Annotated in this window: 12 protein-coding genes; 9 read left to right on the top strand and 3 right to left on the bottom strand. The window is 61.2% G+C overall.

What is annotated here, in order from left to right:
- The first annotated feature begins 384 nt into the window (after positions 1 to 384).
- Positions 385 to 2,958, top strand: a complete 2,574-nt coding sequence (mprF, locus tag ACW9HX_RS11860; RefSeq protein WP_457380751.1) for a bifunctional lysylphosphatidylglycerol flippase/synthetase MprF — start codon at positions 385 to 387, stop codon at positions 2,956 to 2,958.
- A complete protein-coding gene (locus ACW9HX_RS11855) occupies positions 2,958 to 4,250 on the top strand; it encodes a virulence factor family protein (protein ID WP_457380748.1) in 1,293 nt (430 codons plus the stop codon). The genes mprF and ACW9HX_RS11855 overlap by 1 nt, the downstream gene beginning before the upstream one ends.
- A gap of 261 nt (positions 4,251 to 4,511) precedes the next feature.
- Here ACW9HX_RS11855 and ACW9HX_RS11850 read toward each other — a convergent pair whose 3' ends face one another.
- The gene (locus ACW9HX_RS11850; RefSeq protein ID WP_457380750.1) at positions 4,512 to 6,353 is read right to left on the bottom strand and encodes a potassium transporter Kup; all 1,842 of its coding nucleotides are present in this window, start codon (positions 6,351 to 6,353) and stop codon (positions 4,512 to 4,514) included.
- Between the two features lie 350 nt (positions 6,354 to 6,703).
- On the opposite strand from ACW9HX_RS11850, the gene rimO reads away from it, so the two are divergent.
- The 6 genes from rimO (at position 6,704) to tsaA (ending at position 11,963) form a co-directional block, all read left to right on the top strand.
- Positions 6,704 to 8,041 (top strand): 30S ribosomal protein S12 methylthiotransferase RimO, encoded by a 1,338-nt coding sequence (gene rimO / locus ACW9HX_RS11845; RefSeq protein ID WP_096819558.1) that lies wholly within the window; start codon positions 6,704 to 6,706, stop codon positions 8,039 to 8,041.
- 334 nt (positions 8,042 to 8,375) lie between these two features.
- Positions 8,376 to 8,849: a GNAT family N-acetyltransferase gene (locus ACW9HX_RS11840; protein ID WP_457380749.1), complete on the top strand. Its 474-nt coding sequence runs from the start codon at positions 8,376 to 8,378 to the stop codon at positions 8,847 to 8,849.
- A gap of 82 nt (positions 8,850 to 8,931) precedes the next feature.
- Positions 8,932 to 9,642 (top strand): rRNA pseudouridine synthase, encoded by a 711-nt coding sequence (locus tag ACW9HX_RS11835; RefSeq protein ID WP_457380747.1) that lies wholly within the window; start codon positions 8,932 to 8,934, stop codon positions 9,640 to 9,642.
- Positions 9,643 to 9,715: 73 nt separating this feature from the next.
- Positions 9,716 to 10,183 carry a DUF1456 family protein gene (locus tag ACW9HX_RS11830; RefSeq protein WP_457380746.1) on the top strand — a complete coding sequence of 156 codons (468 nt, stop codon included), beginning with the start codon at positions 9,716 to 9,718 and terminating at the stop codon, positions 10,181 to 10,183.
- Between the two features lie 127 nt (positions 10,184 to 10,310).
- Complete coding sequence (locus ACW9HX_RS11825; protein ID WP_457380745.1) at positions 10,311 to 11,081, top strand: SDR family oxidoreductase; 771 nt, start codon at positions 10,311 to 10,313, stop codon at positions 11,079 to 11,081.
- Between the two features lie 183 nt (positions 11,082 to 11,264).
- Positions 11,265 to 11,963: a tRNA (N6-threonylcarbamoyladenosine(37)-N6)-methyltransferase TrmO gene (gene tsaA, locus ACW9HX_RS11820; protein WP_457380744.1), complete on the top strand. Its 699-nt coding sequence runs from the start codon at positions 11,265 to 11,267 to the stop codon at positions 11,961 to 11,963.
- A gap of 157 nt (positions 11,964 to 12,120) precedes the next feature.
- Here tsaA and fpr read toward each other — a convergent pair whose 3' ends face one another.
- Complete coding sequence (gene fpr, locus ACW9HX_RS11815) at positions 12,121 to 12,900, bottom strand: ferredoxin-NADP reductase (protein WP_007908723.1); 780 nt, start codon at positions 12,898 to 12,900, stop codon at positions 12,121 to 12,123.
- A 144-nt stretch (positions 12,901 to 13,044) separates the two neighbouring features.
- Between fpr and ACW9HX_RS11810 the strand changes: the two genes are divergently transcribed.
- Entirely contained in the window at positions 13,045 to 13,971 is a 927-nt protein-coding gene (locus ACW9HX_RS11810; RefSeq protein WP_249485140.1) for a LysR family transcriptional regulator, read from the top strand.
- On the opposite strand, the gene ACW9HX_RS11805 is transcribed toward ACW9HX_RS11810, so the two are convergent.
- Complete coding sequence (locus tag ACW9HX_RS11805) at positions 13,968 to 14,330, bottom strand: diacylglycerol kinase (RefSeq protein WP_003222276.1); 363 nt, start codon at positions 14,328 to 14,330, stop codon at positions 13,968 to 13,970. The genes ACW9HX_RS11810 and ACW9HX_RS11805 overlap by 4 nt on opposite strands.
- Positions 14,331 to 14,388 lie beyond the last annotated feature (58 nt).

The following is a 14,388-nucleotide window of genomic DNA, read 5'->3' as shown; positions in this document are numbered from 1 at the left end:
ACCCGAAGGTCGTCGGTTCAAATCCGGCTCCCGCAACCAAACATCAAAAAAGGCTGCTCGAAAGAGTGGCCTTTTTTGTATCTGTGGAAAAAGTCCTTTCGCAACAATGATCTGTCACTGTGCAGTGAACCGCTCAGGATCTTCAGACCCGCCGAGTTGCGACTATGCTTGAGTCGCGGGCAAGACGTCTGCAATCCGAGACCTGCCCTCGCCGATACCCGACGAGAGGCGTAGTATTTTGTGATTATTTTTTTCTACAGGGATTGGTAACTTGGCTGGATACCCCCATCCTGTCGCGCACAATCCAAGAGGTGATTGATGCGCGCCAACTCGTCTGATCCACAAGACACCCTCATCGTGAATCCACCGATCAAGCCTGAGCCCATGCGCTTGCTGGATCGAATCAGCAAATACCGGCAACCCATTGGTCTGGCCGTCACTTTGCTGTTGTTCGCTATCGCACTGATTGCCTGTCGCCATCTGCTCAGCGAACTCGACCTCTATGCCTTGCACGACTCGATTCTCGACGTGCCGAAGCCGGCCCTGCTCGGTGCTTTCGGCGCGACCGTCGTCGGCTTCATCATTCTGCTGGGCTACGAATGGTCGGCCAGCCGCTATGCCGGCGTGACCATACCGCCGCGCACGCTGGCGCTCGGTGGCTTCACGGCTTTTGCGATCGGCAACGCCATCGGCCTGTCGATGCTGTCCGGCGGCTCAGTGCGTTACCGTTTATATGCACGACTTGGCCTGGGCGCTTCGGAAGTGGCGCACATGACCCTGTTCGCCAGCCTGTCGCTGGGCTGCGCCTTGCCGCCACTGGCGGCGCTGGCGACCCTGAGTGATCTGCCAGCTGCCTCCCAGGCCCTGGGTCTGTCCGAGGGGCTGCTGGCCACGATTGCCTCTGCCGTGCTGTTGCTCGGCGCGATTCTGGCCATCGGCATCTATCGTCGACGCCTGCCGGAGCAGCCTTACCGTGACAACCTGCTGGTCAAGGTCGGGCGCCGCACCCTGCGCCTGCCGGGTCGACGCCTGACGTTCCTGCAACTGGTCATTACCGCTCTCGATGTGGCCGCTGCCGCCACTGTGCTCTATCTGCTGCTGCCGGAAGCTCCGCCATTCGGCGCGTTCCTGCTGGTGTACCTGCTGGCTCTGGCCGCCGGCGTCCTCAGCCATGTACCGGGCGGGGTCGGGGTTTTCGAGGCGATTCTGCTGGCCGCGTTCGCCGACAAGCTCGGCGCAGCGCCACTGGCCGCCGCCCTGCTGCTGTATCGCATGATCTACGTGGTGCTGCCATTGCTGGTGGCTTGCGTACTGCTGTTGATCAACGAAGGTCAGCGTCTGTTCCAGACGCAAACCATGCGCGCTGCCTCCGGCCTCGCAGCACCGATCCTCGCGGTGCTGGTGTTCCTGTCCGGCGTGGTGCTGCTGTTCTCCGGCGCGACACCTGAAATCGACACCCGCCTGGAACACATCGCTTACCTGATCCCCCATCGCCTGGTCGACGCCTCGCACTTCGGCGCCAGCCTGATCGGCGTGCTGTGCCTGATGCTCGCCCAGGGCCTGCGTCGCCGGTTGTCGGCAGCGTGGATGCTGACCACCATTCTGCTACTGGTGGGCGCCCTGCTCTCGCTGCTCAAGGGTTTCGATTGGGAAGAAGCCACGCTGATGACTCTCACCGCCGCTCTACTGGGGGTGTTCCGTCGCTCGTTCTATCGCCCGAGCCGCCTGACCGAAGTGCCGTTCTCGCCGCTGTATCTGGTGGCGAGTCTGTGTGTACTCGGCGCTTCGACCTGGCTGTTGTTGTTCGCCTATCAGGACGTGCCGTACAGCCATCAGTTGTGGTGGCAGTTCACCCTCGACGCCGATGCCCCGCGCGGTCTGCGTTCGCTGCTCGGTGCCGCGGTGCTGTTGCTGGTGATCGCCCTGACCTGGCTGCTGCGCACCGCACGCCCGGTGATTCATCTGCCGACCCCGGACGAGTTGGAGCGCGCCTCCAAGGTCCTGATGGCCTCCTCGCAACCGGACGGCGGCCTGGCCCTGACCGGTGACAAGGCGCTGTTGTTTCATCCCAACGATGAAGCCTTCCTGATGTACGCCCGTCGCGGCCGCAGTCTGGTGGCGTTGTACGACCCGATCGGTCCCGGCCAGCAACGGGCGGAAATGATCTGGCAGTTCCGCGACCTGTGTGACATCCACCACGCCCGTCCCGTGTTCTATCAGGTGCGCGCCGAGAACCTGCCGTACTACATGGACATCGGTCTGACCGCGATCAAGCTCGGCGAAGAAGCCCGGGTCGACCTGCATCGCTTTGACCTGGATGCCAAAGGCAAAGAGATGAAGGACCTGCGCTACACCTGGAACCGTGGCACCCGCGACGGTCTGTCGCTGGAGATCTTTGAGCCGGGCCAGGCGCCGATGGATGAGCTCAAGGTGATTTCCGATGCCTGGCTGACCGGCAAGAACGTGCGCGAGAAAGGCTTCTCCCTCGGCCGCTTCAGCGACGATTACCTGAAGCATTTCCGCATCGCGGTGATTCGCTTCGAAGGGCGCCCGGTGGCGTTCGCCAACCTGCTCGAGACCTACAGCCATGACCTGGCCAGTCTCGACCTGATGCGCTCGCACCCGGACGCCCCCAAGCTGACCATGGAGTTTCTGATGGTCGGCCTGATTCAACACTATAAGAGTCACGGATACGCGCGCTTCAGCCTGGGCATGGTGCCGTTGTCGGGGTTGCAACCCCGGCGTGGTGCACCGCTGACCCAGCGTCTGGGCTCGATGGTTTTCCGCCGTGGTGAGCAGCTGTACAACTTCCAAGGCTTGCGCCGCTTCAAAGACAAGTTCCAGCCTGACTGGGAACCCCGTTATATGGCAGTGCCCGCCGGACTCGATCCGCTGGTGGCATTGGCCGATACTGCTGCCCTGATCGCGGGCGGCTTGACTGGATTGGTGAAACGCTGATGATTCAACGCTCCCTGAAGTACATCCTGGCCGCACTGATCGTGCTGGCCGTGATTGCCGGCGGCGGTTACTGGTACCTCAAACGCCCGGCACCGGAACCAACCCTCGAACAGCTAAAACCGGCTGACGGCACCGTCATGACCCGGGTCATCCCCGGCACCAAGCCCAAGGCCCAGGTGCTGGTGGCGGTCGAGGACGACAAGAAACTCACCGACAATCAGTTGACCACCCTGAGCCGCAGCGCCTCGGCGCAGATCATCCAGGTGATTCTGCCCAAGGACTGCCTGCTGCAGAGCCGCGCGCTGCAAACCGGCCTGCGTGAACTGAACGGCCCGGCGACCCTGGTCAGCGGCATCGGCCCTGGCGCGGTGCTGGCCTGGCGCTGGTTGTCCGAACAGAAGGACGACAAGGCTCAGGCCGTGTCGGTCGATCTGGCGCTGGAAAAAGGCGGCTGCACCCACCTGCTGCCCAAATCCGCCGCCCACGGGCACTGGCTGGTGGCCTGGAACGACAACCCGGACGACACCAGTGCCGGTTTCGTGCGCGATCAACCGAACGCCGAAACCAGCATCAGCGACTACGACATCAACCTGCCGCAAGTGCTGAACAACGAACTGCGCAAGATCCTCGTCGGTGGCGACAAAGCCGCCGGCGGCCTGCAGATCCCGGTCGTGGAAGTCCCGGCCGGCCAGGCCAAGGACACCGTGACCCTGTTCCTGTCCGGTGACGGCGGTTGGCGCGACCTCGACCGCGACGTGGCCGGTGAAATGGCCAAGATCGGCTATCCGGTCGTCGGCATCGACACCCTGCGCTACTACTGGCAGCACAAGAGCCCGGAACAGAGCGCGCTGGACCTGACCGAACTGATGCAGCACTACCGCCAGAAATGGGGCACCAAGCGCTTCATCCTGACCGGCTACTCGTTCGGCGCCGACGTCCTGCCGGCCATCTACAACCGCCTGCCGGAAACCGAGCAACAACGCGTCGACGCAATCATCCTGCTGGCCTTCGCCCGCACCGGCAGCTTCGAAATCGAAGTCGAAGGCTGGCTCGGCAACGCCGGCAAAGAAGCCGCCACCGGCCCTGAAATGGCCAAACTGCCACCGGCCAAGGTCGTGTGCATCTACGGCGAAGAAGAAACCGACGAAAGCGGCTGCACCGACAAGACCGCGGTGGGAGAAGCGGTGAAGCTGCCTGGCGGCCACCACTTCGACGAAAACTACCCGGCGCTGGCCAAGCGTTTGGTGGACCTGATCGAGAAGCGTCAGGTCAAGGATCAGCCTGCCGAGTGATCTGAGGCGCATCAACGAGAAGCCCCCGCAAGCTTAGGGTTGCGGGGGCTTTTTCGTTTTAGCAAACGCCCAAGATCCTTGTGGGAGTCGGGCTTGCTCGCGATGGCGGTGGGCCAGGCAACTGATTTGTAAACTGATACACCGCATTCGCGGGCAAGCCCGCTCCCACAGGGTTCTCTACTGGATTCTGATAAGTGCACAAACACAAAAAAGCCCCCGCCAGCCACAAGACTGACGGGGGCTTTTCAGTTCAGACGGAGCCTACATCTCCACCTGCGTCCCCAACTCAATCACCCGGTTCAACGGCAGATTGAAGAACCGAAGGTTGCCGTTGGCATTCTTCAACATGAACGCAAACAGCGCTTCACGCCAACGGGCCATGCCTTCGAGTTTCGAGGCGATGACCGTTTCGCGGCTGAGGAAGTAGGTGGTGCGCATCGGGCTGAAGTCGAGGTCGTCCAGATGACACAACTTCAGTGCCTGCGGCACGTCCGGCTCGTCGGTGAAGCCGAAGTGCAGGATCACCCGGAAGAAGCCTTCACCGTGAGCCTCGACCTCGAAGCGTCGTGATGGCGGTACCCTCGGGATGTCTTCGTAGACCACGGTCAGCAGCACCACTTGCTCGTGCAAGACCTGGTTGTGCAGCAGGTTGTGCAACAGCGCATGCGGCACGGCGTCGGAGCGTGCGGTGAGGAACACGGCGGTGCCTTGCACGCGGTGTGGCGGTTGGACGCGGATACTGCTGATGAAGATCGGCAGCGGCAATGCGCCTTCGTCCAGGCGCTCGACCAGCAGTTGCTTGCCGCGCTTCCAGGTGGTCATGAGGATAAACAAGGCGATACCGGCGATCACCGGGAATGCACCGCCCTGGACGATCTTCGGCACGTTAGCGGCGAAGTACAGACCGTCCACCAGCAGGAAGCCGATCAGCACCGGCACCGCGAGCACTGGCGGCCACTTCCATAGCAGCAACATGACCGCCGACACCAGGATGGTGGTCATCAGCATGGTCCCGGTCACGGCCACGCCATAAGCCGAGGCCAGCGCGCCGGAGGACTCGAAGCCCAGCACCAGCAGGACCACGCCCACCATCAGCGACCAGTTCACGGCACCGATGTAGATCTGGCCTTGTTCATCACTGGAGGTGTGCTGAATGTACATGCGCGGGATGTAACCGAGCTGGATCGCCTGACGGGTCAGGGAGAACGCGCCGGAAATCACCGCTTGCGAGGCAATCACCGTGGCCAGAGTCGACAGACCGACCAGTGGGATCAACGCCCAGCTCGGCGCCAGCAGATAGAACGGGTTACGCGCCGCTTCCGGGTTGTCCAGCAGCAAGGCGCCCTGACCGAAGTAGTTGAGCACCAGCGCCGGCAGCACCAGCAGGAACCACGCCCGGGCGATCGGCTTGCGGCCGAAGTGGCCCATGTCGGCGTACAGCGCTTCGGCACCGGTCAGCGCCAGCACCACGGCGCCGAGGATCGCCACGCCCATGCCGGCATGCACCATGAAGAAACGCACGGCCCAGATCGGGTTCAACGCCTTCAGCACTTCCGGGGAATGGCTGATGCCGTACACGCCGAGTGCGCCGAGCACCAGGAACCAGGTGACCATGATCGGCCCGAAGAGAATGCCGATCCGCGCCGTACCGTGACGCTGGATCAGGAACAGACCCACCAGCACCACCAACGACAATGGCACGACCCAATGGTCGATCCCGTCAAACGCCAGGCCCAGACCTTCGATGGCCGACAGTACGGAGATCGCCGGGGTGATCATGCTGTCGCCGTAGAACAGCGCCGCGCCGATCAAGCCGCAGACCACCAGCAGCGAACGCAGTTTCCGGCGCTCCCCCGCTGCCCGCCGTGCCAGCGCGGTGAGCGCCATGATGCCGCCTTCGCCCTGGTTGTCGGCACGCAGGACGAACATCATGTATTTGATCGATACAACCCAGATCAGCGACCAGAAGATCAGCGACAGAATCCCCAGCACTCCGTCGTGATTGACCGGTACGCCGTAACCGCCGGAAAACACTTCTTTGAGGGTGTACAACGGGCTCGTGCCGATGTCGCCGTAAACTACCCCGACTGCCGCGACCAGCATACTCAGCGGCTTGGTGGCCGAACCCTCGGCGCCTGCCGCGTGACTACTTGCCTGACCCATCCAACACTCCTGATTTCCAGACCGGCTTCTTTGAATGAAGCACTATGCTTTTTGATGCAGCATGCGCTGTTTTACCTGTTGTTACAGTCGTTTTGTTGACTGTAAAAAATTGGTAAAGCCCAACGGCGCGAAGCATAGCGCAGCACTCGTCGTATTTCCCTGCATAAAGCTGGTCAAGTGCGCTGCTCATCGCTAGAATTGCGCACTTTTTGATCAGAGGCGCACTTCAAGCGCCCGTCCGTCGGCTTCCGCCATCAGGCAAGCGGCGTCACAAAATACCGAGGTTAGACATGTCCACCACTCCTGCGCCGGCCAATCCAAAGGTTGGCTTCGTTTCTCTGGGTTGCCCGAAAGCACTGGTCGACTCCGAGCGCATCCTGACCCAGCTGCGCATGGAAGGCTATGACGTGGTGTCCACCTATCAGGACGCCGACGTGGTCGTGGTCAACACCTGTGGCTTCATCGACTCGGCCAAGGCCGAATCGCTGGAAGTCATCGGCGAAGCGATCAAGGAAAACGGCAAGGTCATCGTGACCGGCTGCATGGGCGTCGAAGAAGGCAACATCCGTGACGTGCACCCGAGCGTGCTGGCCGTTACCGGTCCGCAGCAGTACGAGCAAGTGGTCAACGCGGTACACGAAGTCGTGCCGCCACGTCAGGATCACAACCCGCTGATCGACCTGGTGCCGCCACAAGGCATCAAGCTGACCCCGCGTCATTACGCGTACCTGAAGATTTCCGAAGGCTGCAACCACAGCTGCAGTTTCTGCATCATCCCGTCGATGCGCGGCAAACTGGTCAGCCGTCCGGTCGGCGACGTGCTCGACGAAGCCCAGCGTCTGGTCAAATCCGGCGTGAAGGAGCTCTTGGTGATTTCCCAGGACACCAGCGCCTACGGCGTTGACGTCAAGTACCGCACCGGTTTCTGGAACGGCGCACCGGTGAAAACCCGCATGACCGAACTGTGCGAAGCGCTGAGCACCCTCGGCGTCTGGGTCCGTCTGCACTACGTTTACCCGTACCCGCACGTCGACGAGCTGATCCCGCTGATGGCCGCCGGCAAGATCTTGCCGTACCTGGACATCCCATTCCAGCACGCCAGCCCGAAAGTCCTGAAGTCGATGAAACGCCCGGCATTCGAAGACAAGACCCTGGCGCGGATCAAGAACTGGCGCGAAATCTGCCCGGACCTGATCATCCGTTCGACCTTCATCGTCGGCTTCCCCGGCGAAACCGAAGAAGACTTCCAGTACCTGCTTGATTGGCTGACCGAAGCCCAGCTCGATCGCGTCGGCTGCTTCCAGTACTCGCCGGTCGAAGGCGCGCCGGCCAATGATCTGAACCTCGACATCGTCCCGGACGACGTCAAGCAGGATCGCTGGGAGCGCTTCATGGCGCACCAGCAGGAAATCAGCTCGGCCCGTCTGCAAATGCGCATCGGCCGTGAAATCGAAGTGCTGGTGGACGAAGTCGACGAGCAAGGCGCAGTCGGCCGCTGCTTCTTCGACGCGCCGGAAATCGACGGCAACGTGTTCATCGACAACGGCAGCAACCTCAAGCCGGGCGACAAGGTCTGGTGCAAGGTGACCGACGCCGACGAATACGACCTCTGGGCCGAACAGATCTAAACGTCAAAAACCCCTCACCCTAACCCTCCCGAAACGTCGGACCGCCCGGAGGGAGAGGGGACTGATCGAGTTGTTCTTTCAAGCTTCGGCGACTTGGTATATCGAGTCGAACTCAAGCTCCGAAAGCACGAAGATCGGCTCCCTTCCCCCTCGCCCCACTGGGGGAGAGGGTTGGGGTGAGGGGGAAAGCTCTTGCCGGCGACACAAACAGCAAGCCGGACACCGCGAAAAATACGAAAAGCCCCGCTCTCTTTTACGAGATGCGGGGCTTTTTTACGGCTATCGTTTGTGGGGGGAAGGACTCCCCTCATTCATGACTAAGAGGCTAACGGGCATGCGTCACCATTCGGTCATCCACACGCCGAAACTCAGCGATTACCAGGAACTGACCCGGGTCTGGGAGGCCTCGGTTCGCGCGACCCATGATTTTCTGCCGGACAGCTATATCGAACTGCTGCGCAATCTGGTGCTGACCCGTTATCTCGATGCGGTAATGCTGATCTGCACCAAGGATCGCGAACAGCGTATCACCGGGTTTGCTGGCGTGGCGGCGGGCAAGATCGAAATGCTGTTCATCGACCCCGAACATCGCGGCCAGGGTCTGGGCAAGAAGCTGCTCAATTATGCGATGCAGCACTTGAACGCCGATGAACTGGACGTCAACGAACAGAACCCGCAGGCCCTGGGTTTTTACTTCAAGCAGGGGTTCGAGGTGATCGGCCGGTCGGAAGTCGACGGCATGGGCCAGCCGTATCCGTTGCTGCACATGCGCCTGAAACAGCCGGAACAGCGCACCGCACGCGGCTAAAAGCCACACGGTACAAATGCAATCGCGATTAACCGGCGCCAGGCAGGTACAATGCCCACCCCTTTTTTGTTACGGCCCTGTCATGACTGACCCGATTCGCCTCTCCAAACGCCTCATCGAACTGGTCGGTTGCTCCCGCCGGGAGGCCGAGCTGTTCATCGAGGGCGGCTGGGTCACCGTGGACGGCGAAGTCATCGACGAGCCGCAGTTCAAGGTCGGCGACCAGAAAGTCGAGCTCGACAAGGACGCCAAGGCCACCGCGCCGGAACCGGTAACCATCCTGCTCAACGTGCCGGCTGGCATGGATGTCGATACCGCCATGCAGTCGCTGAGCGCCGAAACCCTCAGCGAAGAACACCGTTACGGCAAGCGTCCGCTGCGCGGTCACTTCCTGCGCCTGACCGCCAGCGCCGACCTGCAACCCAAGGCCAGTGGCCTGCTGGTGTTCACCCAGGACTGGAAGGTGCTGCGCAAGCTCACCGCCGACGCGGCCAAGATCGAGCAGGAATACGTGGTCGAAGTCGAAGGCGACATGGTTGCCCACGGCCTCAACCGTCTGCAGCACGGTCTCACCCACAAGGGCAAGGAGCTGCCACCGGTCAAGGCCAGCTGGCAGAACGAAAACCGTCTGCGCTTCGCCATGAAAAACCCGCAGCCGGGCATCATCGCCCAGTTCTGTGAAGCGGTCGGGCTGAAGGTCGTCGGTATCCGTCGCATCCGTATCGGCGGCGTATCGATCGGCAAGGTGCCAGCCGGCCAATGGCGCTACCTGTCCGGCAAAGAGAAATTCTAAGGCCTCTGTTGCCGCCACACATTCCGGCATCGCGCCTGCGCGGTGCCCACAGCGAACGATCAGGATTGCAAACATGGTTCATAACGACGTATTGCGCAGCGTGCGCTACATGCTCGACATCAGCGACAAGAAAGTCGTCGAAATCATCAAACTCGGTGGCATGGACGTAACCCTCGCCGACGTGGTGACCTGGCTCGACAAGAAAGAAGAAGACGAAGAAGGTTTCGTGCGCTGCCCGGACGAAGTCATCGCGCACTTCCTCGATGGCCTGGTGGTGTTCAAGCGCGGCAAGGATGAAAGCCGTCCGCCGCAGCCGATCGAAGTCCCGGTAACCAACAACATCATCCTGAAAAAGCTGCGCGTGGCCTTCGAACTGAAAGAAGACGACATGCACGCGATCCTCAAGGCCGCCGAGTTCCCGGTGTCCAAGCCTGAGCTGAGCGCGCTGTTCCGCAAGGTCGGCCACACCAACTACCGACCGTGCGGCGACCAGTTGCTGCGCAATTTCCTCAAGGGCCTGACGCTGCGCATTCGCGGCTGATCCTTGAAAAAACGGCGACTTCGGTCGCCGTTTTCATGCATGCCCCTCCATTCCCTGCAAAAATAGTGGCTCCGCTTTTCGCGGCCGGCGACTAGGGTGTACTGAACCCTAGCCCTCAGGATTCGCCATGCACCCGTATTTTTCCCTGCAAGGCCGCACCGCCCTGGTGACCGGCGGCACCCGTGGTATCGGCAAAATGATCGCCAAGGCGTTTGTCGAGGCCGGCGCCCGTGTCTACGTCTGCTCCCGAGACGCTGAAGCCTGTCACCAAACCGCTGAAGAGCTCGGCGCCCTGGGCACCTGCAAAGGCGTGGCAGCGAATCTGGCGACTGAAGAAGGCGTAAAAGAGCTGGCCGAGCGACTGGGTGAGCAGATCACCCATCTGGACATTCTGGTGAACAACGCCGGCACCACCTGGGGCGCGCCGCTGGAGAGCTACCCGGTCAAGGGCTGGGAGAAGGTCATGCAGCTCAACGTGACCTCGGTGTTCAGTTGCATCCAGCAATTCCTGCCACTGCTGCGCAAGGCTGGCTCGGCGGCGAATCCGGCGCGGATCATCAATATCGGTTCGGTGGCCGGGATCTCTTCCTTCGGCGAACAGGCCTACGCCTACGGGCCAAGCAAAGCGGCGCTGCATCAATTGTCACGGATTCTTGCCCGAGAACTGGTGAGCCAGCACATCAACGTCAACGTCATCGCGCCGGGGCGCTTCCCGAGCAAGATGACCCAGCACATCGGCAGTGACCAGCAAGCGCTGGCCGAGGACACCGCGCTGATCCCGATGAAACGCTGGGGCCGTGAAGAAGAAATGGCGGCGCTGGCGATCAGCCTGGCGAGTACTGCCGGGGCCTACATGACCGGGAATATCATTCCGCTGGATGGCGGATTTAGCCTCTGATATCGGCGGTGCGGCTATCGCTGGCAAGCCAGCTCCCACAGGTCTTGTGGTTTACACACATGATGCGAACTCCCGCGAACCCTGTGGGAGCCGGCTTGCCGGCGATAGCGAAAGTCCTGCCACCACCAGACTTGAAGCCTGCCGGGTTATCATGGCCGCCCTGCTCCGCTTCGAATGCAAATCATGACTTACAGCGTCTCCCCCATCGGCTTCGTCCGCTCCTGCTTCAAGGAGAAGTTCGCCATCCCGCGCCAGCCGCAACTGGCCCCCGCCGCCCGTGGCGTGCTGGAACTGGTGGCGCCGTTCGATCAGGGCGATGCTGTGCAAGGGCTGGAGCAGGTCAGTCATGTCTGGCTGTTGTTCCTGTTCCATCAGGCGCTGGAAGACAAGCCGCGCCTCAAAGTCCGCCCTCCGCGCCTTGGCGGCAACAAGTCCATGGGCGTATTCGCCACTCGCGCCACGCATCGGCCAAACGGCATCGGTCAGTCGGTGGTGAAGCTGGACAAAGTCGAGGCCAATCGCCTGTTCATCTCCGGCATCGACCTGCTGGACGGGACGCCGATCCTCGACATCAAACCCTACGTGCCTTACGCCGATATAATCGCTGACGCCTCCAACAGCATCGCCAGTGCCGCGCCGCAACTGATCGACGTGCAGTGGGCGGACGCGGCGCTGCAACAGGCGCACACCCACGCTCAGCGCCTTGCCGAGCCTTTGGTCGAGCTGATCGAACAATGCCTGGCCCAGGATCCGCGTCCGGCGTATCAGACGCCCGCGCCTGAACGCGAATACGGCGCGCAGTTCTGGGATCTGGACGTGCGCTGGCACTATCCGACGCCGGAGCAGATCCGCGTCCTGGAAGTCATCCCCGCCAAAGCCTAATCCCCGGAAACGAAAAAGCCCGCGCTGCCTTCTCAGGCAACGCGGGCTTTCTTGTGTGGGAGCGAGCTTGCTCGCGAAGGCGGCGTGTCAGTCAACATAACTGCTGAATGTTCTACCTTATTCGCGAGCAAGCTCGCTCCCACAGATTTGAATGTGCTTACTTCTCGACGAACGCACGCTCGATCAGGTAATCACCCGGCTCGCGCATACGGGCCGAGATCTTCAGGCCAAAGCTGTCGAGCACTTCGCTGGTCTCGTCGAGCATGCTCGGGCTGCCGCAGATCATCGCGCGGTCGTCCTGCGGGTTGATCGGTGGCAGGCCGATGTCGCTGAACAGCTTGCCGCTGCGCATCAGGTCGGTCAGACGGCCCTGATTCTCGAACGGTTCACGGGTCACGGTCGGGTAGTAGATCAGCTTGTCACGCAGCGCCTCGCCGAAGAACTCGTTCTGCGGCAGGTGCTCGGTGATGAATTCGCGGTAGGCGACTTCGTTGACGTAACGAACACCGTGAACCAGGATCACTTTCTCGAAGCGCTCGTAGGTTTCCGGGTCCTGGATCACGCTCATGAACGGCGCCAGACCGGTGCCGGTGCTCAGCAGATACAAATGCTTGCCCGGGTTCAGGTCGTCCAGCACCAGGGTGCCGGTTGGCTTCTTCGAGATGATGATCTCGTCGCCTTCCTTCAGGTGCTGCAGCTGGGAGGTCAGTGGACCGTCCTGTACCTTGATGCTGAAGAACTCGAGATGCTCTTCCCAGTTCGGGCTGGCGATCGAGTAAGCACGCATAAGCGGGCGGCCGTTTGGCTGTTGCAGGCCGATCATCACGAACTGACCGTTCTCGAAGCGCAGGCCCGGATCGCGGGTGCACTTGAAGCTGAACAGAGTGTCGTTCCAGTGATGAACACTGAGGACACGCTCGTGGTTCATGTTGCTCATGTACGTGGGACTCCTGGAGATTGATCTGCGCCTGCCCGGCTGGTCTTGAAGAATGCCGACGGTGCGCAATTGCATCGCATTCTAATAGCGCCGACAATATCTGTTAACTGGATTATTAAGATAAGGGTTATCGGTTATATCGATATGCGATTTACTCTTCGTCAACTGCAAGTCTTCGTCGCCGTCGCCCAGCAGGAAAGCGTGTCCCGTGCTGCGGGTCTGCTTAACCTGTCGCAATCGGCTGCCAGTACATCGATCACCGAACTTGAGCGCCAATCCAGCTGCCAGTTGTTCGATCGCGCGGGCAAACGCCTGAGCCTCAACGCCCTCGGCAAACAATTGTTGCCGCAAGCGGTGGCCCTGCTCGATCAGGCCAAGGAAATCGAGGACCTGCTCAACGGCAAATCCGGTTTCGGTTCGCTTTCGGTGGGCGCGACCCTGACCATCGGCAATTACCTGGCCACGCTGCTGATCGGCGGTTTCATGCAGCGTCACCCGGAAAGCCAGGTGAAGCTGCACGTGCAGAACACTGCCAATATCGTGCAACAAGTAGCGCATTACGAAATTGATCTGGGTCTAATCGAGGGCGATTGCAGCCACCCGGACATCGAAGTGCAAAGCTGGGTCGAGGATGAACTGGTGGTGTTCTGCGCCCCGCAGCATCCACTGGCCAAACGCGGCAGTGCGACCATGGAAGAGTTGACGCATGAAGCGTGGATTCTGCGCGAACAAGGCTCCGGCACGCGCCTGACCTTTGATCAGGCCATGCGTCACCATCGCAGTGCGCTGAACATTCGTCTGGAACTGGAGCACACCGAAGCGATCAAGCGCGCGGTGGAGTCAGGTCTGGGGATCGGTTGCATTTCGCGTCTGGCGCTGCGTGACGCTTTCCGACGCGGCAGCCTGGTGCCCGTGGAGACGCCGGATCTGGATCTGGCGCGGCAGTTCTACTTCATCTGGCACAAACAGAAGTACCAGACCTCCGCCATGCGCGAGTTTCTCGAGCTGTGCCGCGCCTTCACCGCCGGGGTCCAGCGCAGCGACGAGATCGTCCTGCCGACTATCGCTTAAAGCAGAATCACCGCCCACACCAGGGCAATCATGCTCAGTGCCACGAATTGCGCGGCGCTGCCCATGTCCTTGGCGTTCTTGGACAGAGGGTGCAGCTCCAGGGAAATGCGGTCGATGGCCGCCTCCACCGCGGAGTTCAGCAGTTCGACGATCAGCGCCAGCAGGCACACGGCGATCAGCAGCGCCTGCTCGACACGGCTGACATTCAGGAAAAACGTCAGTGGAATCAGCACCACGTTCAGCAGCACCAACTGACGGAACGCCGCCTCGCCGGTGAAGGCTGCGCGCAAACCGTCCAGCGAGTAACCGGAAGCGTTGAGGATGCGTTTCAGGCCCGTCTGGCCCTTGAAAGGTGACATAAAGTAGATAACCGACCAAAAAGGAGTGGGGAAGCTAGATCAACGAAAGTCAAAAAAG

Source organism: Pseudomonas sp. SDO52101_S400 (genome assembly GCF_054071635.1).
Note: the sequence above shows the minus strand (reverse complement) of the source record. Positions and strands in the feature narration are given on the sequence as shown.

Bases quoted from the DNA above. Each gene is read 5' to 3' on its own strand.
- ACW9HX_RS11855 (WP_457380748.1), top strand. From the start codon at position 2,958: ATGATTCAACGCTCCCTGAAGTACATCCTGGCCGCACTGATCGTGCTG.
- rimO (WP_096819558.1), top strand. From the start codon at position 6,704: ATGTCCACCACTCCTGCGCCGGCCAATCCAAAGGTTGGCTTCGTTTCT.
- ACW9HX_RS11850 (WP_457380750.1), bottom strand. From the start codon at position 6,353: ATGCTGGTCGCGGCAGTCGGGGTAGTTTACGGCGACATCGGCACGAGC.
- tsaA (WP_457380744.1), top strand. From the start codon at position 11,265: ATGACTTACAGCGTCTCCCCCATCGGCTTCGTCCGCTCCTGCTTCAAG.
- ACW9HX_RS11840 (WP_457380749.1), top strand. From the start codon at position 8,376: ATGCGTCACCATTCGGTCATCCACACGCCGAAACTCAGCGATTACCAG.
- mprF (WP_457380751.1), top strand. From the start codon at position 385: ATGCGCTTGCTGGATCGAATCAGCAAATACCGGCAACCCATTGGTCTG.
- ACW9HX_RS11835 (WP_457380747.1), top strand. From the start codon at position 8,932: ATGACTGACCCGATTCGCCTCTCCAAACGCCTCATCGAACTGGTCGGT.
- ACW9HX_RS11825 (WP_457380745.1), top strand. From the start codon at position 10,311: ATGCACCCGTATTTTTCCCTGCAAGGCCGCACCGCCCTGGTGACCGGC.
- ACW9HX_RS11805 (WP_003222276.1), bottom strand. From the start codon at position 14,330: ATGTCACCTTTCAAGGGCCAGACGGGCCTGAAACGCATCCTCAACGCT.
- fpr (WP_007908723.1), bottom strand. From the start codon at position 12,900: ATGAGCAACATGAACCACGAGCGTGTCCTCAGTGTTCATCACTGGAAC.
- ACW9HX_RS11810 (WP_249485140.1), top strand. From the start codon at position 13,045: ATGCGATTTACTCTTCGTCAACTGCAAGTCTTCGTCGCCGTCGCCCAG.
- ACW9HX_RS11830 (WP_457380746.1), top strand. From the start codon at position 9,716: ATGGTTCATAACGACGTATTGCGCAGCGTGCGCTACATGCTCGACATC.